This window comes from Acrocarpospora phusangensis, from assembly GCF_016862995.1.
Lineage (GTDB): Bacteria > Actinomycetota > Actinomycetes > Streptosporangiales > Streptosporangiaceae > Acrocarpospora > Acrocarpospora phusangensis.
On record NZ_BOOA01000045.1, the window covers coordinates 50,002 to 76,669 of the forward strand.

The 26,668-nt window shown below is 70.1% G+C and carries 20 protein-coding genes; 12 read left to right on the top strand and 8 right to left on the bottom strand.

Going from position 1 to position 26,668, the window contains the following annotated elements:
- Positions 1-77: 77 nt before the first annotated feature.
- Positions 78-3,026 carry an endo-1,4-beta-xylanase gene (locus Aph01nite_RS25305; protein WP_204043473.1) on the bottom strand — a complete coding sequence of 983 codons (2,949 nt, stop codon included), beginning with the start codon at positions 3,024-3,026 and terminating at the stop codon, positions 78-80.
- Between the two features lie 36 nt (positions 3,027-3,062).
- Complete coding sequence (locus Aph01nite_RS25310; protein ID WP_204043474.1) at positions 3,063-4,442, bottom strand: glycoside hydrolase family 5 protein; 1,380 nt, start codon at positions 4,440-4,442, stop codon at positions 3,063-3,065.
- A 162-nt stretch (positions 4,443-4,604) separates the two neighbouring features.
- Between Aph01nite_RS25310 and Aph01nite_RS25315 the strand changes: the two genes are divergently transcribed.
- Positions 4,605-5,639 (top strand): LacI family DNA-binding transcriptional regulator, encoded by a 1,035-nt coding sequence (locus tag Aph01nite_RS25315; RefSeq protein ID WP_204043475.1) that lies wholly within the window; start codon positions 4,605-4,607, stop codon positions 5,637-5,639.
- Here Aph01nite_RS25315 and Aph01nite_RS25320 read toward each other — a convergent pair.
- The 3 genes from Aph01nite_RS25320 to Aph01nite_RS25330 form a co-directional block, all read right to left on the bottom strand.
- Positions 5,614-6,465 carry a carbohydrate ABC transporter permease gene (locus Aph01nite_RS25320; RefSeq protein WP_204043476.1) on the bottom strand — a complete coding sequence of 284 codons (852 nt, stop codon included), beginning with the start codon at positions 6,463-6,465 and terminating at the stop codon, positions 5,614-5,616. The two genes, Aph01nite_RS25315 and Aph01nite_RS25320, sit on opposite strands and share 26 nt — an antisense overlap.
- The gene (locus tag Aph01nite_RS25325; RefSeq protein WP_239161961.1) at positions 6,462-7,352 is read right to left on the bottom strand and encodes a carbohydrate ABC transporter permease; all 891 of its coding nucleotides are present in this window, start codon (positions 7,350-7,352) and stop codon (positions 6,462-6,464) included. Before Aph01nite_RS25325 ends, Aph01nite_RS25320 begins: the two co-directional genes overlap by 4 nt.
- A gap of 148 nt (positions 7,353-7,500) precedes the next feature.
- Positions 7,501-8,634 (bottom strand): extracellular solute-binding protein, encoded by a 1,134-nt coding sequence (locus tag Aph01nite_RS25330; RefSeq protein WP_239161962.1) that lies wholly within the window; start codon positions 8,632-8,634, stop codon positions 7,501-7,503.
- Between the two features lie 438 nt (positions 8,635-9,072).
- Between Aph01nite_RS25330 and Aph01nite_RS25335 the strand changes: the two genes are divergently transcribed.
- The 9 genes from Aph01nite_RS25335 (at position 9,073) to Aph01nite_RS25375 (ending at position 19,744) form a co-directional block, all read left to right on the top strand.
- A complete protein-coding gene (locus Aph01nite_RS25335) occupies positions 9,073-10,791 on the top strand; it encodes an alpha/beta hydrolase (protein WP_204043478.1) in 1,719 nt (572 codons plus the stop codon).
- A gap of 226 nt (positions 10,792-11,017) precedes the next feature.
- On the top strand, positions 11,018-12,316 hold the full coding sequence (locus Aph01nite_RS25340; RefSeq protein ID WP_239161963.1) for a glycoside hydrolase family 30 protein: 1,299 nt from the start codon (positions 11,018-11,020) through the stop codon (positions 12,314-12,316).
- A gap of 117 nt (positions 12,317-12,433) precedes the next feature.
- Positions 12,434-13,465 (top strand): Gfo/Idh/MocA family protein, encoded by a 1,032-nt coding sequence (locus Aph01nite_RS25345; protein ID WP_204043480.1) that lies wholly within the window; start codon positions 12,434-12,436, stop codon positions 13,463-13,465.
- Entirely contained in the window at positions 13,456-14,289 is an 834-nt protein-coding gene (locus tag Aph01nite_RS25350; protein ID WP_204043481.1) for a DUF6807 domain-containing protein, read from the top strand. Before Aph01nite_RS25345 ends, Aph01nite_RS25350 begins: the two co-directional genes overlap by 10 nt.
- Entirely contained in the window at positions 14,277-14,918 is a 642-nt protein-coding gene (locus Aph01nite_RS25355) for a cupin domain-containing protein (protein ID WP_204043482.1), read from the top strand. Before Aph01nite_RS25350 ends, Aph01nite_RS25355 begins: the two co-directional genes overlap by 13 nt.
- Positions 14,919-14,935: 17 nt before the next feature.
- Positions 14,936-15,082: a hypothetical protein gene (locus tag Aph01nite_RS25360; protein WP_204043483.1), complete on the top strand. Its 147-nt coding sequence runs from the start codon at positions 14,936-14,938 to the stop codon at positions 15,080-15,082.
- A 254-nt stretch (positions 15,083-15,336) separates the two neighbouring features.
- Positions 15,337-17,910: a chitinase C-terminal domain-containing protein gene (locus Aph01nite_RS25365; RefSeq protein WP_204043484.1), complete on the top strand. Its 2,574-nt coding sequence runs from the start codon at positions 15,337-15,339 to the stop codon at positions 17,908-17,910.
- Between the two features lie 146 nt (positions 17,911-18,056).
- Positions 18,057-18,602: a copper resistance CopC family protein gene (locus Aph01nite_RS25370; RefSeq protein ID WP_204043485.1), complete on the top strand. Its 546-nt coding sequence runs from the start codon at positions 18,057-18,059 to the stop codon at positions 18,600-18,602.
- Positions 18,599-19,744: a CopD family protein gene (locus Aph01nite_RS25375; RefSeq protein ID WP_204043486.1), complete on the top strand. Its 1,146-nt coding sequence runs from the start codon at positions 18,599-18,601 to the stop codon at positions 19,742-19,744. Before Aph01nite_RS25370 ends, Aph01nite_RS25375 begins: the two co-directional genes overlap by 4 nt.
- Position 19,745: 1 nt before the next feature.
- Here Aph01nite_RS25375 and Aph01nite_RS25380 read toward each other — a convergent pair whose 3' ends face one another.
- The 3 genes from Aph01nite_RS25380 to Aph01nite_RS25390 form a co-directional block, all read right to left on the bottom strand.
- Positions 19,746-20,489, bottom strand: a complete 744-nt coding sequence (locus Aph01nite_RS25380) for a GNAT family N-acetyltransferase (RefSeq protein WP_204043487.1) — start codon at positions 20,487-20,489, stop codon at positions 19,746-19,748.
- Entirely contained in the window at positions 20,486-20,830 is a 345-nt protein-coding gene (locus tag Aph01nite_RS25385; RefSeq protein ID WP_204043488.1) for an HIT family protein, read from the bottom strand. Before Aph01nite_RS25385 ends, Aph01nite_RS25380 begins: the two co-directional genes overlap by 4 nt.
- 74 nt (positions 20,831-20,904) lie before the next feature.
- Positions 20,905-22,047 (bottom strand): hypothetical protein, encoded by a 1,143-nt coding sequence (locus Aph01nite_RS25390; protein ID WP_239161964.1) that lies wholly within the window; start codon positions 22,045-22,047, stop codon positions 20,905-20,907.
- A gap of 183 nt (positions 22,048-22,230) precedes the next feature.
- Between Aph01nite_RS25390 and Aph01nite_RS25395 the strand changes: the two genes are divergently transcribed.
- Both Aph01nite_RS25395 and Aph01nite_RS25400 read left to right on the top strand, forming a co-directional pair.
- Positions 22,231-24,630: a glycoside hydrolase family 3 protein gene (locus Aph01nite_RS25395; RefSeq protein WP_204043489.1), complete on the top strand. Its 2,400-nt coding sequence runs from the start codon at positions 22,231-22,233 to the stop codon at positions 24,628-24,630.
- A 59-nt stretch (positions 24,631-24,689) separates the two neighbouring features.
- Positions 24,690-26,668, top strand: a 1,979-nt coding sequence (locus tag Aph01nite_RS25400; RefSeq protein ID WP_204043490.1) for an alpha/beta fold hydrolase, incomplete at its 3' end; no start/stop codon positions are given.

Consider the following 26,668-nt stretch of genomic DNA (forward strand, 5'->3'; position numbering starts at 1 on the left):
GTCTCCCTGGGGCGCAGTTGCCGGGCCCCGCACGCTGCGGAAGGAGGGGCCCGGCAACTGGCTTTATTTGAACATGTTTACTTCGCTAGTTGTAGGACGCCCCAGCGAGAGGTGTTCACGTAACTCTGTCCGGTCGGGTCGTTCCAGGTCACAGCCGCCGTACGGGCAGGCCCGGTGGCGTCGTTGACCTGGACGTCGAAGCCGAGGAGCGCGTCCTTGGCCAGCGTGACCGTCGGCAGCTCGATCGCCGCCTCCACGAGGTAGCCCGTCGGGGTGAGCGACACCGCGCTGGTCAGGTTGTCCCGCACACCGAACGCGTCGAACGTGCCGCCGATCGTCTGGTGGTTGGTGAAGCTGATCCGGTACTGCCCGTCGTCATCGTCGTAGCCCTTGTTCTTGTTGTTCTCCGGGTCCACGAAGATCTCGACCGAGTCCTCCTCGTACGCGTTGGGCGACTCCTCGCTCAGCACCGGGTCGGTGACCCGGGCCAGGACGTACAGGGTGCCGTCCTTCCACAGCGCCTTCACCTTGGCGGTCGCGCCCGAGGAGCCCTGCACCCAGGTCCCGGTGGTGATCTCCTGGGCCTTGCTCCACGCGGAGTCGACGGCGCCGTCGATCACCGGCGCGGTCTTCGCCTTCGGCGCGGAGGTCGTCTTGATCGCCGGCAGCGCGGTGACCGTGCCGTTCCACGAGGTCTCGGGACCGGTCGCGTCGTCGACCACGACCTTGACGCCGGTGGCGGAGCCGGAGGGCAGCCTGGCCTCCACCCGGTAGCCGGTGGCGCTGGTCCACTTGACGTCCGCCGTGAATCCGGGCGCGTGCTGGCCGTTCCGCCGGACGCGGTAGTCGGTGCCGCCCACGGTGAAGGTGACCGAGTCGTTCGTGCTGTAGCTGGCGTCGGACACCTCGGCCAGCACGTACAGCCCGGTGGCGGTGCTGCGCGCCTGGAACCCGGCGGACACGTCGCCGACCCGGGCGATCGGCGCGTCCGGCAGGTAGTCCCACGCGAGGTCCCGCTTGCCGTCCACCTGGATGCTCGCCGCGGGCGCGTTCAGCTTGCGCAGGAGCGGAGGCAGCTGCGACGGGTCGGCGATGCCCCAGAACGCGGGCTTGGCCTGGAGTTCGTCGTCGAACGGCAGCGGCGGGTTGAGCCGGGTGATCGGGAAGGTGGACAGCCAGGTGGCGTCGTCGGCCACGCCCCAGATCGTCACCGAGGACAGCTTCGACGCCTGCCGGCGGAACACGTCGAAGATCTCCTTGTACCGGTACCCCTGCTCGGCCAGCACCTCCGCCGGAACGGTGGCGTAGCTGTTCACGAAGTCGGTGTAGACGCTCACGTCCAGCTCGGTGACCTGCTGCTCGACACCGAGCTGGGCGAACCGCTCGATGCTCGACTCGATCCAGGAGGCGGGCGCCTGTTCGATGTTGACGTGCAGCTGGTGCCCGACGGCGTCGATCGGCACGCCCTCCTGCCGCAGCTGCTTGACCACCTTGAACATGGCCTCGCGCTTGCGCGGGAACTCGGTGTTGTAGTCGTTGAAGACGAGCGTCGCGTCCGGGTCCACCTCACGGGCCACCCGGAAGGCGGTCCGGATGTAGTCCAGACCGGCGATCTCGAACCACGGCGAGCGGCGCAGCCCGTCGGGCTGGTTCTCGTCGATGACCTCGTTGACCACGTCCCAGGTGCCGATCCGGCCCTTGTAGCGGCCCATCACGGCGCGGATGTGGTTCTCGATGCGCTGGAGCAGGATCTCCTTGGTCGCCCCGGCGAACACCCAGGCGGGCGTCTGACTGTGCCACACCAGCGTGTGGCCGCGGAATTCCAGGTCGTTGTCGGTGGCGAAGTCCACCAGCGCGTCGCCCTCGTCGAAGGTGAAGACGCCCTCGGACGGCTCGGTGGCGTCCCACTTGAGCGCGTTGCCCGGGGTGACGCTGTCGTAGTGCTTGTTGATGAGCTTGGCGTGCTCGCCCAGGGTCGCGCCCCGGTAGAAGGCCGCGCCCAGCGTGAACGGCACGGTGTCCTTCAGCGACGGGATGTCGGTCTGGATCGGCTTGGGCGCGATGTAGGTCAGCGAGAAGTCGTCGATGTCGAACGGCAGCGTGCCGGTGTCCGACTCCACGTACGCGCTGAGGAAGTCGATGTCATGGGCGAGCGTGTACGTCCCGGACAGCTTGGTCCACACTCCGGCCGCGATCGGCGTGGGGGCGGCGACACGCTCGTAGCTGGGCGTGCCGGCCAGCCGGCGCTCGATGGAGAGGCCGAGGTTCTGCGCGGTGGCCGTACGGACCCAGACCTCCAGGGCGTACTTGGAGCCCTTGGCCATCTTGCCGAGGATGTTGCGGGCCGGGCCGTCCCAGGAGGCGGAGCGGTTGCTGACGGCCAGACCGTACGAGCCGGCGTGGGCGGCGGCGGTGGAGGCGGCGAGGGTGGCGGAGCCGCGCGGCGCCCAGCCCTGCGCGGCGCCGGTCTCGAAGTCGGTGACCAGGCCGGACTGGGTGGGGTCGGAGTCGGAGCTGACGACCACGTCGTCGAGGTAGAACGCGACGGTGTCGCCCGAGCTCTCGAAGTACAGGTTGAGCGTGGAGTCCACCGAGAACGAGTACGCCCCGGAGATCTCCACCCAGGCCGCGTCGGTGACGGTGGCCGCCCCGATGCGCTCGTAGGTGGTCGAGCCGCCCGACGGCGTGCGCTCCATGGTGAGCGCCACGGTCGAGGACGGCTGGCCGGGCAGCGCCCGCGCCCAGGCCGTCACGTTGTACGTGATCCCCTTCTCGAACGGCGGGGTGATGGAGGTGCCGTGCCAGTTCGCGGACCTGCCGGTGACCGACAGGGACCGGGCGCCGCCGTGGGCTGCGTCCGCGGTGGTGGCCACGGTCACACCCCCTCCGCGCGGCGCCCAGCCCCCGGCGCTGGTCTCGAAGTCGTAGCTGGCGATGGTGACGGGGGCGGCCAGCGCCGGGGGCGCGAGCAGCCCGGCTAACAGGCCTAGGAAGGCAGGGATCACCCAGTATCGGGCCGTGCGCATGGAGGGGCTCCTGGTCAGATGGGAGTGTTACGCGTACTACGGGTTCTGCGAGATGTTGTCGGTGAGCAGGTCGATGAGGGGTTCGCGGCGGACGCAGCCGGCCAGCGCGAAGGAGTCGGCGAGCGCGATCAGCTCCTCGGGGGAGCAGCCGCGCAGCAGGTCGGCGTACTCGGGCACGAGCGCCTGCGCGATGAGGATGTGCCGGACCAGGTCGTCGATCTGGTAGCGGGCGCCCCACGGGTAGGGGTTCCAGGACGGGAACTCGGTGTCCATGAGCCGGTGCAGCGGCGCCAGGTCGCTGGCCGACTCCTCCATCGTGGAGCCCCAGCGGTCGGCCCCCAGCCGATGCTTCTTCTGGATGAACGTCCCGAACCTCTCCATGTACGGCCCCGCGGCCCCCACCAGCCCCTGCAGCCCGACGTCCTTGTAGGTCCAGATCGACCAGCCGGCCCCGTGCGCGTCGAAGATCTCCAGCTGGTCCCTGAGGATCTGGTACCGCTGCGCGTCGGTCTCGGGGTCGCCGGTGTAGACGGGCCCGAACTCGCCCACCCAGATCGGCGTGCCGGTCTCCCGCTGGAACGCGGTGCGCTTCTCGAAGGCCCGCTCCAGCTGGTCCCTGTCCACCCACTCGCCCCGCGTGTACCCCGGGTACGGCCCGCCGTGCGCGAAGCCGGCCAGCGCGTAGTCGTGGCAGACGAACACCGTGTTCTCGTACACCTCGCGGAAGATCGAGAAGTCGGTGGAGTAGGTGTTGCCGTCCAGGAAGAGCACGTGCCCCGGGTCGACCGCCCGGATCGCCTTGACCAGCCGGTCGTAGTACGGGCCGACCACCTGGCCGCGCACGTCGCCGGGCTCGTTGATGGGGTTGTAGCCCGCCACCCACGGGTTGTCCTTGTACCGGTCGGCGATGGCCTCCCACAGGTGCACGGCCCGGTCCTGGAAGGTCCGGTGCTGCCAGAAGGCGGCCACGTGCGTGGGGTTGTCGCTGTGCCAGTGCTGGTTCTGCGAGCCGGGCAGCGCGTGCAGGTCGATCACGCTGTAGATGCCCCGCTCGGCGAGGAGCGCGATCACCCGGTCCAGGTGCTTGAAGCCCTGCTCGATGATCTCGAACGGCTGGTCGTCGGCCTCGAAGTGGTGGTAGTTCACGGGGATGCGCACGCAGTTGGTGCCCATGTCGCGGAGCAGGTCCGCGTCGGCGGCGTCGAAGAACGACGTCAGCAGCCGGTCGAAGAATATTTCATAACGTTCCTCGCCCAGCGCGTCCAGGACGGCCAGGCGCATGGCCGATTCGTTGGCCGAATAGCCGGTGATGAAGTTCTCCATGTTCAGCCAGCCACCGAGACCGACGCCCCGAAGTCGTACCGGCCGTCCGGAGGAGTCGGTGAGGTGGGATCCGGTCACGCGCAAGTCGGGCATCGAAGCTCCTGACTGTCTGAAAGTTTCGGATGTCAACCGAATATTTCGCAAATCGCAGAATAGGTACCAGGCAGGTAACACGTCAACAGCTGGTGGGAGCGGTTCACATGCCTATTCGACCTGGGGAAGCGGTGCCGAAAGTTTTCGGCTATGATCCGTTCCATGCCATCGAAAAGGCGGGTGACAATCGCCGTAATCGCCGAAGAGGCCGGGGTGTCCGTGCCCACCGTCTCCAAGGTCATCAACGGCCGCCCAGAAGTCGCCCCGGAGACCCGCCAGCGGGTGGAACGTCTCCTTCACAAGCACGGATATCAGCGCAGGGTCAGCCCCGGCGACGGCCCGGTCGGCCTGATCGACCTGGTGTTCGCCGAGATAGAGAGCCCGTGGGCGATGGAGATCGTCCGCGGCGCCGAGACCGCCGCTCGCGAGGCCGAGGCCAGCGTGGTGATCTCGGTGCTGCACACCCACGCGGGTCCCGGCCGGGACTGGCTGGAACGCATCGCCGCCCGCAGGACCGACGGCGTCGTCATCGTCGCGTCGAGACTCTCCACCGGCCTGCAGGGCCAGCTGAGCGCCCGGTCGATGCCGTTCGTGGTGGTCGACCCCGAGGGCGAGCCCGCCAACGGCGTCGCCTCGGTGGGGGCCACCAACTGGCACGGCGGCCTGTCGGCCACCCGCCACCTGCTCGAACTCGGCCACCGGCGAATCGGGATGATCGGCGGCCCCGGCGACATGCTGTGCAGCCGGGCCCGGATAGACGGCTACCGGGCGGCCCTGGAGACGGCCGGCGTGCCGGTCGAGCCGGAGCTGATCCGGCACGGCGACTTCCTGGTGGACTCCGGCCACGACCAGGGCCACGCCCTGCTGTCCCTGGCCGACCCGCCCACCGCCATCTTCGCCGGGAGCGACATGCAGGCGTTCGGCGTCTTCGAGGCGGCCAGGCAGCGCGGGCTGCGGGTGCCGGCGGACCTGAGCGTCGTCGGCTTCGACGACCTGCCGCTGGCCCGCTCGGCCTGGCCCCCGCTGACGACCGTCCGCCAGCCCCTGCAGGAGATGGCCGACCTGGCTACCCGGATGGTGCTGGCGATGGGCCGTGGCGACTCCGCCGAGGCCCGCCGGGTGGAACTCGCGACGGACCTGGTGGTCCGCGAAAGCACCGCTCAGCCATCGCTCACCCCTTCGTCGAGCCAGTGGTGAGTCCGCCGACGAGGTGGCGCTCGGCCACCGAGTAGAACGCGAGCGCCGGCACCATGGCCAGAACAACGTAGGCCAGGATGCGGGCCGTGTCCGAGCTGTACTGCCCCTGGAACTGCTGAACCCCGACCGGCAGCGTCCACAGGCCGGGATCGTTGAACACGACCAGGGGCAGGAAGAAGTTGTTCCAGCTCCCCACGATCGCCAGCACCGACACGGTGGCCAGCGCCGGCCGCGCCATCGGCAGCAGGATGCGCCAGAAGAACCCGAACGGCGTGCAGCCGTCCAGGGTGGCCGCCTCCTCGATCTCCCCCGGGATGGACCGGAAGAACTGCCGCAGGATGATGATCGTCAGCGACAGGCCGAAGGCGGCCTGCGGCAGGATCACGCCCAGCGGGTTGTTCAGCAGCCCGAAGAAGCGCAGCAGGAGGAACAGCGGCAGGATCGCCACCGCGAACGGGAACATCAGCCCCGCCGCGAAGACGGTGAACAGGAACTCCCGGCCGCGGAAGGCGAACCTGGCGAACACGAACGCCGCCAGCGCCGAGACTCCGACCGTGATGAAGGTCGTGGCCAGGGCGATGAACGAGCTGTTCCAGACCTGGATCCAGAAGTCGCCGGAGAGCAGCACGTCGGTGTAGTTGGACGGCACCCAGGGGCTCGGCAGGCCGATCGGGTTGGTCGACAGCTGCTGGTTGTTCTTGAAGCCGCCGAGCACGCCGTACAGGATCGGGAGCAGGACGAAGATGCCGATCACGATCACGACGGTGTGCAGCGCGATCGGCCTGACCACCTGGATGGCGGGCTTGTCCCGCGCGTGTGTGCTCATCGTTTGGCTCGCATGTTGGTGATGGCGCCCTCGGTGTCGCGGCGCATGACGAATCGCTGGTACCCGATCGCGAACACGAGGCTGAGCAGGAACATCACGACGCTGATGGCGCTGGCGTAGCCGACCTGGAACCGCTTGAAGCCGAACTCGTACATGGTCACGCCCATGGTCTCGGAGGCGTGCACGGGGCCGCCGCCGGTGAGCACGTAGACCAGGTCGAACAGCTGGATGGTGCCGATCACCGAGAGGAAGATGGTGATGCGGATGGTGGGGCCGAGCAGCGGCAGGGTGACGTGCCAGAAGACCCGCCACGGGGTGGCGCCGTCGATCTGCGCCGCCTCGGTCAGCTCGTTGGGGATGGACTGCCGGCCGGCCAAGTACAGGATCATGTGGAACCCGAAGTACTTCCAGGTCATCACGATCATCAGCGAGTACATGACGGTGGACGGCTCGGACAGGAAGGTGGACTCCAGCGACTCCAGCCCGACGAAGGCGAGCAGCTCGTTGGCCAGGCCGCGCTCCGGCGAGAGGATCATCGTGAACAGCACGGCCGTGATGACCTCGGACAGCACGTACGGCATGAAGAAGAGCAGCCGGTAGAACGCGCGCCCGCGCATCTTCTGGTTGAGCAGCAGCGCGATGGCCAGCGCCAGCGGCAGCTGGATGACCAGCGAGAAGATGATCAGAAGCAGGCCGCGCCAGAGGTCGCCGAGGAAGACCTCGTCCTCCAGGAGCCTGGTGAAGTTGTCGAGCCCGATGAAGTTCGTCGGGAACAGGCCGAAGCCGTTCCACTTGAAGAAGCTGGAGTACGCGGCCAGCGCGATCGGCGCCAGCACCAGCAGCATGAACAGCACGAGGGCCGGGAGGATGAACAGGACGATCGTCACCCACGCGCGACGCCGACGGGCGGCGGGCGTGCCGCCCGCCGCCGGTCGCTTAGGTGGGGACGAGGCGACCGCTCCACGCGATCGCGCTCGGGGAGGGGCCGGAGGCGAGGTCGCGCCCTCCGGCCCTTTCGTCGTAGCCACTACGCCGTTACTCCGACTGTGCCGTCTCGGTGATGGCCTTCACGACCTCTTCGGGAGACTTGGTCCCCGCGATGAGCTCGGCCACGCTGTCGTTGACCTGCTGGCCGACCGCCGGCGGGTAGGCCTGGTCGAGGTAGAGCTGGAAGTCGGTCGCCTGGGCGAGGGTGTCGGCCACCATCTTGCCGGTACGGCTGGTGACGGCGTCCTCGGTGCCCTTGATGACCGGGAGGAGCGCGCCGGTGGCGATCTCCTTGCGGTGGTTCTCGGCGGAGAGGATGAACTTCAGGAAGTCCGTCGCCGCCGGGGGCGCGTCAGCGCCGACCGCGAAGCCGCCGCCGCCGCCGAACGCGTCGGTGGCCGAGCCCTTGCCGCCCTCGACCATCGGGAAGGGGAAGAAGGCGAGGTCCTCGCCGAGGTCCTTCGCGGTGTCCTTCTGGACGGTGGGCGCCCACTGGCCCATCAGCTCCATGGCGGCCTTGCCGTTGCCCATGGTCGCGGCCTGGCCGTCGGGGGTGTCGTAGTTGGCGCCGAGGAACCCGTTCTGGAACGGCTTGAGGTCGGCGAGTTCCTTGAGCTTCTGGCCGGCCGCGATGAAGTCGGGGTTGTCGAACGACTTGGCGGCCGCCGCCTGCTTGAGCGCGTCCAGGCCGGCGATGCGCATCGCCAGGTAGGCCCAGTAGTAGTGGCCCGGCCACTTGGCCTTGCCGGCGAGCGACAGCGGCGTGATGCCGGCCGCCTGGAGCTTCTTGACGTCGTCGATGAACTCGGTCCAGGTGGCCGGGGGCGCCGTGATCCCCGCCTTCGCGAACAGCGCCTTGTTGTACCAGAAGCCGACCATGCCGATGTCGTACGGAACGCCGTAGGTCTTGCCGTTCAGCTTGTACGCGGCGGCCGCGGCCGGGGTGATGGTGTCGGCCCAGGACGCGATGTCGGCGGTGATGTCCTTCGCGATGCCCGCGTCCGCCTGCTGCTGGAGGACGCCGCCACCCCAGGTCTGGTAGATGTCAGGGGATTCGCCCGACTGGGCGACGGTCGTCATCTTGGCCTTGAACGCCTCGTTCTCCAGGGCGGTGATGTTGATGGTGACGTTGGGATTCGCGGCCATGTACTCCTTGGCCATGGCCTCCCACACCGGCTGCATAGGCTCGATGTTCTGAATGTGCCACCATTCGACGGTGACCTTCTCCTGTGCCGCAGCGCTCCCACCGGGCGCGGGAGTTTCCTCGCCCGAAGAGCCGCAGCCCGCCAGGAGCAGCGCCGTCGCTGCCAGTGTGACCACTCCGCGTCGAGTTAACGACATATTGGTGGTTCCCTTCCGTCTAACCGCGGGGACGAGGGGGTCGGGGGCCGCGTCGCCGCCACGGGATCGGTCTTTGAAACTTTCGACATTAATCCGATAGTTTCTATCGATGGCGCTGAGGTTACATCGGCTTTACCACGGGATCAACGGTCGTTGTGGAGCTGTTACTCGGCCGGGAACGCTAGGGTTCTGCCGTGATCGACGGATATTTCGTAAGTCAACGCGAGATCTCCGATCAGTACGGATCTGGGCAGTGAGGCTGAACCGGTGCGCCAGTGGATGACGCTCTTGACCGTGACCCTGGCGGTCGTCGGTTCGCTTGGCCTTTCCGGCCCGGCCGCCGCCGACTCCGCCATCGAGGAACGGCCCTGTCCCGTTCCGGTGCCCGACGGCACGACCTGCGGGTTCCTGCTGGCTCCCGAACGCAGGGACGTCTTCGGCAGCGCCACCGTGAAGGTCGCGTACGCGGTGCACCGGGGTGACGGCGAACTGCCCGACCCGGTGGTCTTCACCAGCGGCGGCCCCGGCTCGGCCTCCGCGCCGCTGCTGAGCACCCTGGTGGACCTGGCCCCGGGCCGGGACGTCGTGGTGATCGAACAGCGCGGCGGCAGGTACTCCGAGCCCCGGCTGGAGTGTCCGGAAATTGCCAGCGGAATCGTCGCCGGTCTGAAAGGTTCGCGCGCGGAGGAGGTGACCGTGGCCGCCGCGACGTGCCGCGCCCGGCTCACCGCCGACCTGAGGGGCTACCGCACCCGGGAGATCGCGGCCGACGTGGTGGACCTGCGGCGCTCGCTCGGCTACGCGCAGTGGAACCTGTTCGGGGTCAGCTACTCCACCCGCGCCATGCTGCTGGCCGCCACGATGGACCCGGAGGGCACCCGCAGCGTCGTCCTCGACTCCTTCCTGCCCGAGTCCACCCCCTGGTACGACCAGGCCGTGCCGTCGCTGCGCGCCTCGATCGCCAAGCTCGGCGTGGCCGACCGCTTCGACGCGATGATCGCCAGGCTGAACCGCGTCCCCGCGGTGCTGGACGTCCGCGACCCGGTCACCCGGGCCAAGGTCGAGGTCCATCTCCGGGGCGACGACGTGGCCACCATGATCGGCGAGGCGCTCCAGGTGAGCGACGTGGTGCCGATCGTGCCCGCGCTCGTGGACGGCGTCGCCGGCGGCGACTACACCCTGCTCGAACCCCTGGCCGACCAGGCCGCCGACGCCCTCACCAGCCACGAGTGGGGCCAGTACTACGCGGTGCAGTGCCAGGACGAGGCCCCCTCCAACACCTTCGAGGACCGGCGCCTGATCACGGTGGCCGCGGACGCGGCGGTCTGCGGGCAGTGGCGGCTGTCCAGCTCGACCCCGGAGCAGGCGACCACGGCCGCGCCGGTGCTGGTGCTCGGCGGGCAGTACGACCCGACCACCCCGCCGGAGGCCGCCAGAACGGCCGTACAGGCCCTGCCGAACGCCCGCTTCGCGGAGTTCGCCGGGATCGGCCACGGCGTCTTCCTGGGCAGCCTGTGCGCCCGGCAGACGGTCACGGCGTTCCTGGCCGACCCCCAGGCCGCGGCGCCGTGCGACGCGGCCGCGCCGCCGCACCGGAACGTGCGTCCGGGCGAGCTGCACCTGACCACGCTCGGCTACACGGCGCTGGGCGCGCCCTGGGTGCTCGCGCCGCTGGGGCTCTTCCTGCTTACCGCCGTCCTCCAGTTGCTGGGAGGCACGCTGACCGTGCGGCGGGGCGGCGGCTACACCGCGCTGGCCGGTCTGTCCGGCCTCGCCTTCGGCGGCCTGGCCGCGCTCAGCCTGAGCGGCATGGCCGGCGGCGTGGCCGCGCTCGCCATCGGCGTCCCCACGGCCGTCGTCTGGTACAGCGGGCTCGCCGTCGCCTCGGCCGCGCTGTCGATCGTGGCCGCCTTCCGGCTCCGCGCCCCGGCGATCAGCATCGTGCCGGCCGCCGTCGGCATCGTCTTCGTCGCTTGGCTGTACGGCTGGGCGCTCTGACCCGACCGTCCGGCGACCATCCCCCGCGCCACGGGTTGACGCGCTTGACCGGCAACATCTACGTTACGTGACACGAAAAGTCTCGGTAATCTTGTGAAACTTTCGGAAAGCGGGTCTCCGCATGTCGCGACGTCACAAGGCACTACTCGTTCCGATCCTGGGCTTACCCTTGGCGGGCATCACGCCCGCCGTTGCGGAAAGCGCTTCCCATGGATCGCGGATCGAGGTGGAACACCGAACGGTTCATCAGAAGATCGACGGATTCGGGATCTCCCAGGCGTTCCGCCGGATGGAGCTCATCGAGCAGCTCTCGCCGCAGCAGCAGCGGGAGATCCTCGACCTCTGGCTGAGCAGGGAGAAGGGCGCCGGGATCAGCATCCTGCGGCTGGGCATCGGCAGCTCGCCGACGGGCAGCCCGTACGACCTCATGGAGTCGATTCAGCCGGTCGACCCCGGCGGCCCCAACGCCACGCCGAACTATGTGTGGGACGGCAAGGACGGCGGGCAGGTCGCGCTGGCCAAGGAGGCCAAGAAGTACGGCGTGAAACGGTTCTACGCCGACGCGTGGAGCGCGCCAGGCTACATGAAGGACAACGGCTCCGACAGCAACGGCGGCAGCCTGTGCGGCCTCACCGGGGTCACCTGCGCCAGCGGCGACTGGCGCGCGGCGTACGCCAAGTACCTGGTGCAGTACGCCAAGTTCTACAAGCAGGAGGGCATCAAGATCACCGACATCGGGTTCACCAACGAGCCCGACTGGACGGCGACCTACGCCTCCATGCGCTTCACCCCGGAGCAGGCCACCGAGATGGTCCGGGTGATGGGCCCGTACGCCCGGCAGGCCGGGCTCAACCTGGTCTGCTGTGACTCCTTCGGGTGGAACGAGTCCAGGGCGTACACGGCGTCGATCGAGGCCGACCCGCTGGCGCGGCGCTACGTGGACGTGCACGCCGGGCACACCTACGCCAGCCCGGTGGACGGCCCGCTGCCGACGAACCGGCCGGTGTGGATGTCGGAGTGGAACCCGAACGGCGACCGCTGGAACGAGAGCTGGGACGACGGCTCCGGCTTCGACGGGTTCACCATCGCCTCGGCCATCCATGACGCGATGGCGGTGGGCAACGCCGCGGCGTACGTGTACTGGTTCGGGGCCTCGCGGGGCGCGACCAGGGCGCTGCTGCAGGTGGACGTGCCGAACCAGACGTACGCGGTGTCCAAGCGGCTGTGGGCGCTGGCCGCGTACAGCAGGTTCATCCGGCCCGAGGCGGTGCGGATCGGGGTCTCGGCCACCGACCCGGCGCTGCGGGTGTCGGCGTTCCGCAACAAGGACGGCTCCGAGGTGGTCGAGATCCTCAACACCGCCACGACCGCCGTGAACACCACGCTCAAGACGAAGTCCGGCAAGGCCACCCTCTACCTGACCGATGGTGGAAACTCGCTGACTCCGACCGCACTGCCCGGCAGGCACGGCCACCGCCCGGTGACCCTGCAGCCGCGTTCGCTCACGACGATCGTCGTGAGATGACCCTCTGACCCCGGGAGGGCGCCCCTGGGAGCGTGGGCGCCCTTCCGGTCTTACTCAGCAGCTCCCGCGTACGAGACGAGCCGCCGGCGACTTCTCCTAAACATCGGGGTGATCGGGATGATCCGGGTAGCGATCGTCGGCGCGGGCGGGATCGCGAGCGCCTGCCATCTGCCCGCGTTGCGCGCGCAGGCGCACCGGGCCGAGGTCGTGGCGGCCGTGGACGTGGACGAGGAGCGCGTCAAGGCGTTCTGCGTGGAGCACGGCATCCGGGGCGCGTACACGTCGCTGGCGGACATGCTGGACAGCGAGCGGCCCAATCTCGTGCACATCTGCACTCCCCCGCATCTGCACGCCGTGCAGGCCGTGGAGTGCCTGCGGGCGGGGGCCTGGGTGTGGATCGAGAAGCCCGTCTGCCGGTCGCTGGCCGAATACGACCTGATCTCCGCGGCGGAGCTGGACGGGTTCGCCTCCGTCGTCTCGCAGCACCGGTTCGGCTCGGGGGCGCGGCATCTGCGGGAGATCGCGCCCGAACTGGGGCGGGCCCTGGTGGCGCTCTGCGTGACCGCCTGGTACCGGGACCACGCCTACTTCGAGGTGCCCTGGCGGGGCAGATGGGAGACCGAGGGCGGCGGCCCCACGATGGGGCACGGCATCCACCAGATGGACCTGATGCTCGCGCTGCTCGGCGACTGGGCCGAGGTGCGGGCGATGACCGGCACCCTGGACCGGCGGGTGGAGACCGAGGACGTCTCCATGGCCATGGTCCGGTTCGAGTCCGGCGCGATGGCCTCGGTCCTCAACAGCGTGCTCTCCCCCCGCGAGGAAAGTTACCTGCGTTTCGACTTCACCGGTGCCACCGTGGAGCTCCGCCACCTGTACGGCTACCGCAACGCCGACTGGACCTCCGCGTCGCCGCTGTGGCGTCCCGCGCAGGACGTCCCCAGCTCCCACGAGGCGCAGCTGGCGGAACTGCTGGACGCGTTCGAGCGCGGCGAGGCACCCCCGATGAGCGGCCCCGAGGGACGCCAGGCGCTCGAACTGATCACCGGCCTGTACGCGGCCGCGTTCACCGGCACGCCCGTGTTCCGCGGCGAACTCACCGTGGATCACCCCTTCTACCACCGGATGGACGGCAAAACGTGGAGCTGAGCTTCGCCGAGCGCGGGGTGGAGATCCTGCGCTACACCTACAAGCCGAATATGCCGGTTTTCGAATCTCCGAAGCCATTTTTTCACCCGATAAAGACATTGGCGGGAGATGTCGTCAGCGCTTACCGGCCGCACGACCATCGCTGGCACAAAGGATTACAACTGACTGTCTCCCATTTATCCGGGGAGAATTTCTGGGGCGGCGGAAGTTATGTTCGTTCGGAGGGCGGATACGTGGATCTGCCCAATAACGGGACCATGCGGCATGAGGAATTCCTGGCCCCCGGAGTCGAGCGGCTGACCTGGCACACCCAGGCGGGCGAGCACTGGGCGGACGAGGAGCGCGCGTTCGCCGTCCGGGACGTCCAGGCCGACTCGTGGGCGCTGGACTTCAGCACGGCGATCACCAATGTGCGCGGCGCCGACCTGGTCTTCGGCAGTCCGACCACCAACGGGCGGCCGATGGCAGGCTACTGCGGGCTGTTCTGGCGGGGACCCCGCTCGTTCGAGCACGGCGAGGTGATCGCCTCGCACGGCGACGGCCCGGAGATGATGGGACGGCGGTCCGATTGGCTGGCCTACGTCGGGCGGCACGACGAGGTGGACCGCAGTTCGACCCTGCTGTTCATGAGCGCGCGGCCGACCGAGTGGTTCGTGCGCACGACGCCGTTCGCGGCCGTCAACCCGTCGATCGCGTTCGACCGCGAACTGGTGCTGCCGCCGGGTGAGACGCTGTCCCTGCGCTACCGCGTGGTGGTGGCCACCGGCGCGTGGGACCGGGCCCGGCTGGAGGCGTACGTGAAGGAGCATCCGTGTTCGGCGTAGGCGTCTCCGGCCTGGCCGTCTACGACTGGCCGACCGCGGACGGGCGCTGCGGCGGCTCTCCGCACCTGCACACGCTGTGCGCGGAGGCGTACGTGGTGGTCGGGGGCGCCGGGAGCGTGCAGACGCTGACGTCGTCCGGGTTCGAGGAGACGCCGCTGGAGCCGGGGGCGGTCGTCTGGTTCACGCCGGGCACCGTGCACCGCCTGATCAACGACGGTGATCTCCGGATCGTCGTCCTGATGCAGAACAGCGGGCTCCCCGAGGCCGGCGACGCCGTCTTCACCTTCCCGCCCGGCGTGCTCGCCGACCCCGTCCGGTACGGCCAGGCCGCCGCGGGCGACGTGAGGAAACGCCGCGACCTGGCCGTCGAAGGATTCCTGGCGATGCGCGCGGAGGATTCCTTCGAGGACTTCCTCGGGCACGCCGCCAGGATCGTGGGCGCCCGGCTGGACGCCTTCGAGGAGCGCTGGCGCGAGGGCCCGCTCAAGGCCGCGCTCGCCACCGGCGATCAGCTGTCCCGCCTCAGGGAGGGCGACCTGAGCCACCTGAGGGAGGGCGCGGTCACCCGCCTCTCCCCCGCCCCCAAACAGGGCATGTGCGGAAATCTGCAGGTCTATCCGTCGCCGTAGCGGGTAGCCGTCGGCATATGACCAGAGCTTCCCTGACGTTGTGGGCCGTGACCTCCCTGACCGCGCTGGGCGCGCTGACCGGGCTCGCCGGCGAGCAGGCCGACCCGGCCCAGCCGCGGCACCCCGACGTGATCACCCAGACCGGCTCGGCCGGCACCGAATAGCGCCCAACCGCACGTCAGACGGTACGCGCACGCCACGCGACGACGGTCCGCGATCCTGATCAGACGCTCAACCCCGGCTTAAACCTGACTTAAGCACCCAACTATCAGGAAACTTTCTTAAAAGAAGCCATTGACTGGCCTGATCAGACGACTTAGGTTCGCGATCAATCCCCTGGGGGCGGGGTGGAACCAACCGTTCTGTCGCGAGTCGCCGGATTCCGGGGTCTGCGACCGTCGCCAACCGGAGGTGGCACGTGCGCCTGCGCGCAGCCGCCGCGGGAGCCTCGCTCGCTCTCGTGGCCGCACTCCTCACCGCGTACGGCACCGTTCACGGCGCCAGCGCGGCCACCGACCACGAGACGTGCCGTCCCGACGGGCTCTACCGCACGCCGGGGCTGGACGTGCCGTACTGCCTGGCGTACGACGAGAACGGGCGGGAGAAGAACGGCGCGGACCACCCGCGGCGGATCATCGGTTACTTCACCGGCTGGCGGGACGGCGCCAACGGGCAGACCCGCTACCTGGTCAACGACATCCCGTGGGGCAAGGTCACCCACATCAACTACGCGTTCGGGCACGTCGGCGCGGACAACCGCCTCTCGGTCGGGAGCGACGTCCCCGCCAACGCGGCCATCGGGAAGGAATGGCCGGGCGTCGCCGGAGCCGAAATGGACCCGGCCTTCGCCTACAAGGGCCACTTCAACCTGCTCGGCAAGTTCAAGAAGCAGTTCCCCGCCACCAAGACGCTCATCTCCGTCGGCGGCTGGGCGGAAAGCGGCGGCTACTTCGACGCCAGCGGAAACCGGCAGGCGTCCGGCGGCTTCTATTCGATGACGGTCAACGGCGACGGCTCGGTCAACCAGACCGGCATCAACACCTTCGCCGACTCGGCCGTCGCGTTCATCCGCCAGTACGGCTTCAACGGCGTGGACGTCGACTACGAATACCCGACCTCGATGCGGGACGCCGGAAACCCGCTCGACTGGAGCATCGCGAACGGGAAACGCGCGCACCTGATGAAGGGCTACGTCGCCCTGATGCGGACGCTGCGCGCCAAGCTCGACGCCGCCAGCGTGGCCGACGGCAGGTACTACCTGCTGACCGTGGCCGCGCCCTCCAGCGGATACCTGCTGCGCGGCCAGGAGACGTTCCAGGTCACCCAGTACCTCGACTACCTGAACATCATGTCGTACGACCTGCACGGCGCCTGGAACGAGTTCGTCGGGCCGAACGCGGCGCTCTACGACGACGGCAGGGACGCCGAACTCGCGGCGGCCGGCGTCTACACCGCCCAGCAGTACGGCGGCATCGGGTACCTCAACACCGACTGGGCCGCCCACTACTTCCGCGGGTCGATGCCGGCCGGGCGGATCAACATCGGGCTGCCGTACTACACGCGGGGGTTCCGGAACGTCACCGGCGGCGTGAACGGCCTGTGGGGGCGCGCGGTGGGGACCACCTGCCCGACCGGGCTGACCCGGTGCGGCGACGGCGCGGCCGGGATCGACAACCTCTGGCACGACGTGGAGAACGGGCTGGAGATGCCCGCCGGGTCGAACCCGATGTGGCACGCGAAGAATCTCCAGCAGGGGATCCTGGGCGACTACCTCGCGTCGTACGGGCTCGGCGGGGCGACCCTCCAGGGGACCTACACGCGGTTCTACGACGCCGGGCTGGTCGCGCCCTGGCTGTGGAACTCCGCGAAGCGGGTCTTCCTGTCCACTGAGGACGACCAGTCGGTGGCGGCCAAGGCCGACTATGTCGTGGCGAAGGGTCTCGGCGGGACGATGATCTGGGAGCTCGCGGGCGACTACGCCTTCAACCAGGCGAAGGGGCAGTACGAGGCCGGGTCCACGCTGACCACGCTCATGTACGACAAGTTCAGGAACGCGGCGCCGTACGGGGCCGTGCGGGCGACCACCGCGATTCCCGCGCAGAAGCTGGACATCGGCGTGGAGTTCCGGGACTTCGCGCTCGGGGACAACAACTACCCGATCAACCCGAAGATCCGGATCACCAACAACTCGGCGTTCACGCTGCCGGGGGGTACGGCGTTCCAGTTCGACTATTCGACCTCCGCGCCGGGGAACGCGGCCGACCAGTCCGGGTTCGGGTCACAGGTGATCCGGAGGGACCACACGGCGGCCACCAACATCGGCGGGCTCAAGGGCGTGTACAACCGGGTGTCGCTGAAGCTGCCCGGGTGGCAGTCGCTGGCGCCCGGGGCTTCGGTGGACGTGGCGTTCGTGTACTACCTGCCGACGTCGACGCCGTCCAACTGGACGGTCGGCTTCGGCGGCAACACGTACGGGATCCTCCAGGACTACGCCCGAGGCGGCGTCGCCGGCCCCTCGCCGTCCGCCTCGCCGTCTCCGTCTCCGTCCGGTGGGACCTGTACGGCGCCCGCCTGGTCGGCCACGCAGGTGTACACGGGTGGGATGCGGGTGTCGTTCGGCGGGAAGACGTGGGAGGCGCGCTGGTGGACCCAGAACAACCAGCCCGGCACCAACGAGGTCTGGCGCGACCTCGGCCCGTGCACAGGCAACCCCTCCCCTTCACCCTCCCCGTCCCCTTCTCCATCACCGTCCCCGTCGCCCTCGCCTTCTCCCTCGCCTTCTCCCTCGCCTTCGCCGTCTCCGTCCCCGTCGCCCTCCCCGTCTCCGTCGGCTAGTCCCACGGGGCAGTTCCCGGCCTGGGCTGCCGGGACGGCGTACGCGATCGGGGCGAAGGTGACCTATGCGGGGGCCACCTACGAGTGCCGCCAGGCGCACACGGCGCTCACCGGCTGGGAGCCTCCCAACGTGCCCGCCCTCTGGCGGAGGCTCTAGCCCCTGAACCCCCGGGTCGCGTGAGAAAGGTGACGCTCACGCGGCCCGGGCTTTTCTCCCGGGGAATCCGGCGGATCACGGACCTAAGGCTGTTGGTGGCACGATGGGCTCCGTACCACCCATGCCCAACGGAAGGTCATCGACAGGTGAGGCGTCTACTCACGGTCCTGCTGCTAGCGAGCACCGCGACCCTGGCGGTCCCGCTCTCCGCCGCCCAGGCCCACAACATCCTGCTCGGCAGCAACCCGTCCAAAGGCTCCAACCTGACCACGGCCCCGACCGAGGTGCGCCTCACCTTCGACCAGCCGGTACGCGTCGAGTTCGCCAAACTCGCGCTGACCGACGCCAACGGGGTCCACTACGTCTCCGGCCCGATCACCGTCGAGAAGAACGACGTGGTCGCCCCCGTGAAGCCGCTGACCGCCCCCGGCTCCTACACCATCGGCTACCAGATCCTCTCCAACGACGGCCACCCGGTGACCGGCCAGATCCCCTTCACCTTCACCCCCACCGGAGCCGCCACGACCCCAGCCCCCACCCAGTCGGCGGCGGCTCCCGCCTCCTCGGGCGCGACCCTCCCCTCCGGCGGCGGCACCTGGGTCTGGTTCCTCCTCGCCGGCACGGCGGCCCTGCTCGCCCTCACCGTCCGCGCCCTGGCCCGCCACGACCGCCAGGCCCGAGGTGCCGCATGACCACCACCCCCGACCACACCCTCAACACCGGCACAGACACCGGCACCAGTTCCGGCGGCGAACCGACCACGACAGGCACGGCCGCCTCCCCCGAGCCGACGTCGCGACCGCCGTCGGGCGCGGACCAGTCCGCCCCGGCCGGCGTGGACGACGGGCCTCGGCGACCGCTTCCCTTGGCGGCGCTGGCGATCGCGGGCGTGTTCGCCGTCGTCATCGCGACCTGGGTGACCGCTCCGGAGGAGGCGCTCGGTATTCCGGTTCCGGGCGTCTTGGTCGACTACGGGCTGCCCGTCACCCGGTTGATCCTGGACGTGGCCGCCCTGGCGACCGTCGGGCTGAGCCTGCTGCCGAAGCTGCTGGGGTTCGACGACGCGGAGCGTACCGAGCCGGTGGCCGCGCGGGCGCGGTACTGGGCCGTGGTCTCCGCCGTGGTCTGGTGCGCGGCGGCCCTCGTCGCGACCGTGCTCAGCGCCGCCGAGGTGATGCCGGGGCAGATCCCCGACGTCGGGGCGTACGTGGAGGCGATCGGGTCGGGTCAGGGGCTGGTGGTGAGCGCGTCGGCCGCGCTGGTCAGCGCCACCGTCGGCACGCTGGCCGTGCGATTCGGCGAGAAGGTCCCCGCCGAGCTGCGGATCCTGGTCGCGACGTTCGGCCTGCTGCCCCTTCCGGTGACCGGCCACGCCTCCAACTGGTACTGGCACGACCTCAGCATGGTCTCCATGGAGCTGCACGTCATCGGCGCCTCGGTCTGGACGGGCGGCCTGCTGGCGGTGACGATCTTCCTCGCTGCCAACCGTCCCCTGCTGGCCGCCACGCTGCCCCGCTTCTCCCGGCTGGCCACCGTCTGCCTCCTGCTGGTGGGTCTGTCCGGCCTCTTCAACGGCATCGTGGAACTCCTGCTCACCCCCACGGCGCAGTTCCCCGCCTCCCTGGTCACCACCGGGTACGGCCAGCTCGTGCTCGCGAAGACGGCCTTCGTCGTGGCCATCGCCCTGCTCGCCGCCAACATCCGCTGGCGTCTCCTCCCGGCGATCACCCGCGCCCGGCCCACGGCCTACGCCGGCTGGGCCGCCGTCGAACTCACCGTCATGGGCTTGGCGTACGGGGTGGCCGTGGCCCTCACCCGCGCTCCCGTCGCCTGACTCACTCGGCGGTGCGGTAGTGGTAGGCGGAGATCTGGGTGAAGCCCATCCGCGCGTACAGCCGGCGGGCGGGCACGTTCTCGTGCTCCACCTGGAGATACATGCGCGCCATCCCCTGGCCGTCCGCCCAGCCGGCCAGGGCGGTGAGCACGTCGCGGGCCGCGCCCTTCCCGCGCGCCTCGGGCAGGGTGGCCATCCCGAACACGCCCGCCCAGCCGTCGTCGGCGGCCACCCGGCCCACCGCGAGCACGTCGTCCCCGGCCATCGCGCAGGCGTACACGCCCGGCCGGTCCACCCGCGCGAGCATGTCCCACTCGGAGCGCGGGTGCCCGCCGTTCACGGCGTGCCACACGTCGAACCACGCGCGGGTCGGCCGGTCGTGCAGCCGTACCTGTAGCGAGCCGGTCGGCGTCTGCTCCAGGACACGTTCGGCCGCCGCCGTCTGCAACGAGATCAGGCTCTGGCGCTGATAACCGCGATCCGCCAGAAAGGCGTCGAGCCCGCCGGGACACGCTCCCGGGGTGATCTGGAATCGCGCGATCGTGTCGCGTCCGGCGTAGAACTTCTCCGCCGTGGCGACCCTCTCCTCCAGTTCGCCGGGCGCGGACTCGCCGTGCGGCAGCACCGTGCCGATCCACCAGGAGCAGCTGGGCGCGTGGCGCAGCCACCACCCGCCGGCGTCCTCGACGTACTCGGCCGGAAGCGCCCGCGCCGCCCGCTCCTGCAACCCCCGAACCATGGTCATCGCTGGAGCGTCCAGGGCAGGGGAAGCGCGTCGCCATGCGCCCTGGGCACGACGTGCAGGTGCAGATGGAAGATCGACTGGGTGGCGGCGGCGCCGCGCGAGGTGATGATGTTGGCGGCCGGATGCTCCGCGGCCAGTTCGGCGGCTCTGGTCATGGTCAGGCCTGACACGTCGGGGTCGTCGGCGACGTCGGAGACGTGGGTGCGCGGGAGCACCAGCACATGGCCGGGCGTCACCGGGGAGATGGGTGTGATGGCGATCGTCTCGGGCCAGGCCCGGATGACGGTCGCGGGAGCCCGTTCGGCCACGATGTCGCAGAAGACGCAGGATTGATCGATCATGACCGTGGTGCTCCAGAAAGAGATGGCCTCAACTCCGGCGGCCGGAGTTGAGGCACGAGCCGTACCAGAGGGGATCAGTGGACTGCGGCTACGGCGTCCTCCGCGCGGAGACGGTAGCGGCGGGTGAAGACCTCGGCGAGGAGCCAGACCGCGACCAGCAGCCCGGCGGCCAGCGGCCAGGACGACGGCGCGTACGGCGGGGCTTCCAGCAGGAGATCCTGAAGGTACAGGCCGCCGTAGACCCCCGCGGTGACCAGCGCGGTCCCCACCAGAGGCCGGACGTACGCCGGCAGCGGCACCAGGAACGCCAGATCGACGGCGAGCGCCGCCAGCAGCAGGAAGAACGGGATCGCGGACCCCGGGAAACCCCCGGCGACCAGCAGCGGCCAGATCAGCATGCGGTACGCGAGATACCCGATCGCGATCATCGTCGCGGTGCCGGTACGGCCGACCATGATGCGCGCCATCACCAGGATGATCATGCCGACCACGCCCGCGTAGACCGAGTAGACGGCGTCGGGCACGGGCAGCGAGAAGTTCTGGATGGCGACCAGGTCCACCGGGCGGCCCAGCGACTCGGCGGCGAAGTTGAGCAGTTGCGGCTCGGCGTCGGGTTCGCCGCGGATCCAGGCGGCCAGGCCGAGCACGCCGTACTCCTGGTGCTGGCTGGGGAAGATCGCGTTTTCCAGGAAGAAGCCGAACAGGCAGGTGAGCACGACGGTGCGCAGCCGTCCGGCGGGCGCGGTGACGAACCAGCCCCGGATGACCCCGGCGATCATGAGCGCGGTGCCGATGAACAGCAGCGCGTGGGAGGGGCTCCAGGCGGTGATGTCCAGGCCGTTGATCCGGTGGTTGATCAGGTCCAGCGGGATCGCGATGAGGAAGGTGCCGGTGCCCCACTGGATCAGCCGGGAGGCGGTGCGGTCCACGCCGTAGCCGGTGTACCAGTGCACGATGGTGAGGGCCACGGCGAGGACCGTGCCCACGGTGTTGAGCAGGTGCGGCGGTGCCAGGTCGTCCCGCAGCCAGCGGAAGTGCCAGGAGACGTCCCAGGACGCGCCCAGGACTTTGAAGACGAATGCCACCAGCCAGCCGAAGTAGAGGACGCGGAACAGCTCCTCCGGGGTCTCCCGGCCGGCTGCCCCCCGCGTCCAGTAGGGAAGCGCCCACCCGATGATCCGGGCAGGGGCTTGCTTGAGCGACATTCCAGAGTTCACGCGCGAAATGATGCCGCTGTTTTCGTCCGCCGCGCAATCATGCCTCCTGATTCGTGGCCGTATCGGATGCTGACGGCGACGAAGGAGGGATTGTTCGCTTCGCGCCTGGCGCGCCTGAAAAGTCGGTGCGATCGTGAGGCGATCGGGTAGCGCGATCATCCCGCGAACACCCAAGGAGTCGTGATGGACGAAGTTGAGCAGGCGTTGCGGAAGCTCGATCTCGACACGAAGGCCGCGCTGCTGGCGGGGCAGGACATGTGGAGCCTGCCCGCCGTCCCGGAGATCGGGCTGGACTCGCTGGTGATGTCGGACGGGCCGATCGGGGTCCGGGGCATGGAGTGGACGGCCGCGGATCCCTCGCTGGCGCTGCCCAGCCCGACCGCGCTGGCGGCGACGTGGGACAGGGAACTGGCCGGGCGGGTCGGCGAGGTCCTCGCGCAGGAGGCCCGGCGCAAGGGGGTGCACGTGCTGCTCGCGCCGACGGTGAACCTGCACCGGTCGCCGCTGGGCGGCAGGCATTTCGAGTGCTACTCGGAGGACCCGCTGCTCACCGGCGAGATCGCGACGGGCTACGTGCGCGGCGTGCAGGGTGGTGGCGTCGGGGTCACGGTCAAACACTTCGTGGCCAACGACTTCGAGACCGAGCGGTTCACGGCGAACGTCCTGGTCGGGGAGCGCGCCCTGCGCGAGCTGTATCTGGCGCCCTTCGAGATCGTCCTCCAGGCCGGTCCGTACGGGGTGATGGCCGCCTACAACTCGGTCAACGGCCCGACGATGACCGAACACGACGAGCTGCAGAACCGGGTGTTACGGGACGAGTGGGGCTTCGAAGGCTTCACGGTCTCGGACTGGACGGCGGCCCGCGACACCGTACGCGACGCGAACGGCGGCCTCGACGTGGCCATGCCCGGCCCCACGACCGTGTACGGCCCGGCGCTCGCGGACGCCGTACGGGCGGGCGAGGTCAGCGAGACGGTTCTGGACGACCATGTCCGCCGCGTCCTCGTCCTCGCCGCCAGGACCGGCGCCCTGCGGACGAACGCGCACGGACGCCCCGAATACCGCGACGTCGACGGGCCGGCGCTGGCCCGGGAGGTCGCCGCGCGGTCGTTCACGCTGCTCCGCAACGACGGCGCGCTCCCCCTGGCGGCCGGAACCAGGATCGCGCTCATCGGCGGCCTGGCCAAGGACGCCCGGGTGATGGGCGGCGGCAGCGCCCAGGTCTACCCCGAGCACGTGGTCTCGCCGCTGGAGGGCCTGCGCGCCGCCGGTCTCGACGTCACCTACGCCCGCGGCGCGGACCCCAGCCCGAACCTCAACCCCGCCCGCGAGGGTTTCTCGATCACCTCCACCGCCAGGGCCGCCGACGGCCGGGTCCTGGGGACGTTCCCGCAGGTCGACGGCATGCTGACGTGGATCGGGCAGACGCCGGTGCCGTACGAGGAGCTGCACACCGTCGAGATCGGCGGCACCTTCACCCCCGACGTGGACGGCGTGCACGAGTTCGCCATCGACGGCCTCGGGCTCTTCCGGCTGGAGATCGACGGCGCGGTCCTGCACGAGGGTGTCGTCAGACCACCCGCCGACCGCAGGCCCGACGCGATCTTCGTGCCCACGCAGACGGTCCACCCGGTGGAGCTGACCGCCGGCCAGGCCGTGAACGTCCTGCTCACGCACACCGTCTACAAGGGCCAGATCGGCGAGATGCCGCTGGCCTACGTCGGCTTCGGGCTGGCCCACCGGGAGCCGAGGCCGGACGCCGAGACGCTGCTGGCGCAGGCCGAGGCCGCCGCCCGGGAGGCCGACGTGGCCGTCGTCGTGGTGGGCACCTCCAAGGAGGTCGAGAGCGAGGGCTTCGACCGCGGCTCGCTGCGCCTCCCGGAACGGCAGGACGAACTCGTCAGCCGGATCGTTGCGGCCAACCCGAGGACCATCGTGATCGTCAACGCGGGCTCTCCGGTCGAGATGCCGTGGCGGAACGACGTCGCGGCGACGCTGCTCACCTGGTTTCCCGGCCAGGAGGGCGGCCACGCGCTGGCCGACGTGCTGACCGGCGCGGCCGAACCCGGCGGGCGGCTGCCGACGACCTGGCCCGCCGCGATGGCGGACTGCCCGGTCATCGACGTCACCCCGCGCGACGGCGAGATCCGCTACGACGAGGGCGTCTTCATCGGCTACCGCGCCTGGGACCGCACGGCCACCGAACCCGCCTATCCGTTCGGGTACGGCCTCGGCTACACCACCTGGGCATACGAGTCCATGGAGTACGCCGACAGCACGGTCACCGTACGTGTGCGCAACACGGGCGCCCGGCCGGGCCGGGAGGTGGTCCAGGTCTACCTCGCTCCGGTCGAACCGGACGAGTCACGCCCGGCGCGATGGCTGGCCGGGTTCGCCGTGGCCGAGGCGGAACCCGGCGAGGCCGCCGAGGTGACGATCGGGATCCCGCCGAGAAGCATCGAGATCTGGGCCGAGGACGGCTGGCGGCGCGTCGCGGGTGACTATGTCCTCACCGCCGCGCACTCCCTGGCCGAACCCCGGCTCACCACTCCCGTCACATTCCATCCTTCTCCGTCCCACTGACCACTCCGCCCGCCGGATGATCTCAGCTGGCTCTCAGCCGTTCTCAGTAAGCTCTCGCTATGACGTTCCCTGGTGGGCGGCGGGCCGTGACCGCCGTGATCGCGATTGCGGTCCTTGCGGTGGCGGCGATCACGTGGGCGGTCTGGCCGTCCGAGCCCCTGCCGCCCGGCCAGGACGTGACGATCAACGTGGTGGACGGGCCCGCCGGTGACCAGCGGGTCGCCATCGACGCGACCTTCTTCACCCCGGCGACCGGCGGCCGTGCCCCGGCCGTGCTGCTCGGGCACGGCTTCGGCGGCAGCAAGGCGAGCGTCCGCGACCAGGCCCAGCGCCTGGCCCAGCACGGCTACGCCGTCCTGACCTGGTCGGCCCGCGGCTTCGGCCGCTCCACCGGCGAGATCGCCCTCAACTCCCCCGACTACGAGGTCAAGGACGTCCAGCAACTCATCGACTGGCTCGCCACCCGCCCCGAGGTACGCCTCGACGCCTCCGGCGACCCCCGCGTCGGCATGGCCGGCGGCTCCTACGGCGGCGCGATCGCCCTCATGACCGCCGCCTACGACACCAGAATCGACGCCATCGCCCCCCAGATCACCTGGTACGACCTCGCCGACGCCCTCTTCCCCAACGCCACCGGCCAGGGCCCCGCGAGCGGCGTCTTCAAGAAGATGTGGGCGGGGATCTTCTTCAGCGCGGGCGGCAACCGCCTGGCGGGCCTCAACTCCGGCGGCGCGGCCGGTGCCCTGGCGGGCCTGACCGGCGGACCCGGCGGCGCGGGCGGAGTCGGTGGTCCAGCCACATCCGGCGGCCAGGGCGGATCCGGTGTCGCTCCAGATGCGTCAGGGGTTCCGGCGGCTGGTTCCGGCCGGCCGGGGATGGCGTTGACGCCGCAGCAGGTGCAGTGTGGGCGGTTCCTGCCGGCGATCTGTGACATCTACCAGGAGATCGCGGAGAGCGGGCGGGCGACGCCGCAGGCGATCGAACTGCTGCGGCGGTCGAGTCCCGTCTCGGTGCCCGGGAAGATCCGGGTCCCCTCGCTGATCATCCAGGGCCAGCGCGACTCCCTCTTCCCGCTCTCGCACGCCGACGCCAACGCCCGCGCCATCGCCGCGACCGGCGCACCGGTCGAGGTGGCCTGGATCAGCGGCGGCCACGACGGCGGCGACAGCGAGGCCGACTTCGTCTTCGACCGCACCAGCGCCTGGTTCGACCGCTGGCTCAAGGACGCCGCGACGCCCGGAAACCCGGCCGCCGCCCAGGGCGTACAGGCTGCGGCGTCGACCGGGGCGGCGTTCACGGTCTCCAGGGACGGTGGCCGCGACCCCGGCACCCGGCGCAACACCATCGTGCACGCCGAAGGTCCCCGCTACTCGGGCCTCGCCGGTAGCACGCAGACCAGGATCGCCCTGGCCGGTCCCGAGCAGGTGGTGGCCAACCCGCCCGGCGGCTCACCGGCGTCGATCTCCTCCATCCCCGGCTTCGGCGGCCTGCTCGGCAACTCCTCCACCGGCCTCGGCGCGGCCCTCGACCTCCCCGGCCAGGCCGCCGCCTTCGAGTCGGCCCCCCTCACCGCCCCGCTCCACCTCACCGGCTCCCCCACCGCCACCATCCGCGTGTACGGCGAGGGCGAGGTGACCCTCTTCGCCAAGCTCTACGACGCCACCACCGGCCAGCTGGCCGTGCTGCCCGGGAATCTGACCGCGCCGCTGCGGGTCACCGCCACCCCGGCGGGAACCACGGCCACGATCGCGCTCCCGGCCGTGGACCGGCTGTTCGACACCGGGCGCACGCTGCGGCTGGTCCTGTCCACGACCGACATGGCCTTCTCGACGCCCGCCGCCCCGGCCGTCTACCGCGTCGGGCTGGCCTCACCGGAACTGGTGCTCCCCACCGACGCCGCCCTGTCGGCCCCGGCGACCGGACCGGCCTGGTGGACCTGGGCGATGCCCCTCTCGGCGCTCGTCGTCGCGGTGGTCCTCCTGCTCGTCGGACGGGTACGCCGGGCCGACAGCGCCCAGGACCCCGAGCTGGCCGACGT

What these genes read in the sequence shown, in the direction of transcription:
- Aph01nite_RS25310 (WP_204043474.1), bottom strand. Translation starts at nt 4,442, where the DNA reads ATGCCCGACTTGCGCGTGACCGGATCCCACCTCACCGACTCCTCCGGA.
- Aph01nite_RS25380 (WP_204043487.1), bottom strand. Translation starts at nt 20,489, where the DNA reads ATGACCATGGTTCGGGGGTTGCAGGAGCGGGCGGCGCGGGCGCTTCCG.
- Aph01nite_RS25375 (WP_204043486.1), top strand. Translation starts at nt 18,599, where the DNA reads ATGACCACCACCCCCGACCACACCCTCAACACCGGCACAGACACCGGC.
- Aph01nite_RS25395 (WP_204043489.1), top strand. Translation starts at nt 22,231, where the DNA reads ATGGACGAAGTTGAGCAGGCGTTGCGGAAGCTCGATCTCGACACGAAG.
- Aph01nite_RS25315 (WP_204043475.1), top strand. Translation starts at nt 4,605, where the DNA reads ATGCCATCGAAAAGGCGGGTGACAATCGCCGTAATCGCCGAAGAGGCC.
- Aph01nite_RS25320 (WP_204043476.1), bottom strand. Translation starts at nt 6,465, where the DNA reads ATGAGCACACACGCGCGGGACAAGCCCGCCATCCAGGTGGTCAGGCCG.
- Aph01nite_RS25385 (WP_204043488.1), bottom strand. Translation starts at nt 20,830, where the DNA reads ATGATCGATCAATCCTGCGTCTTCTGCGACATCGTGGCCGAACGGGCT.
- Aph01nite_RS25345 (WP_204043480.1), top strand. Translation starts at nt 12,434, where the DNA reads ATGATCCGGGTAGCGATCGTCGGCGCGGGCGGGATCGCGAGCGCCTGC.
- Aph01nite_RS25305 (WP_204043473.1), bottom strand. Translation starts at nt 3,026, where the DNA reads ATGCGCACGGCCCGATACTGGGTGATCCCTGCCTTCCTAGGCCTGTTA.
- Aph01nite_RS25335 (WP_204043478.1), top strand. Translation starts at nt 9,073, where the DNA reads ATGACGCTCTTGACCGTGACCCTGGCGGTCGTCGGTTCGCTTGGCCTT.
- Aph01nite_RS25330 (WP_239161962.1), bottom strand. Translation starts at nt 8,634, where the DNA reads ATGCAGCCGGTGTGGGAGGCCATGGCCAAGGAGTACATGGCCGCGAAT.
- Aph01nite_RS25360 (WP_204043483.1), top strand. Translation starts at nt 14,936, where the DNA reads ATGACCAGAGCTTCCCTGACGTTGTGGGCCGTGACCTCCCTGACCGCG.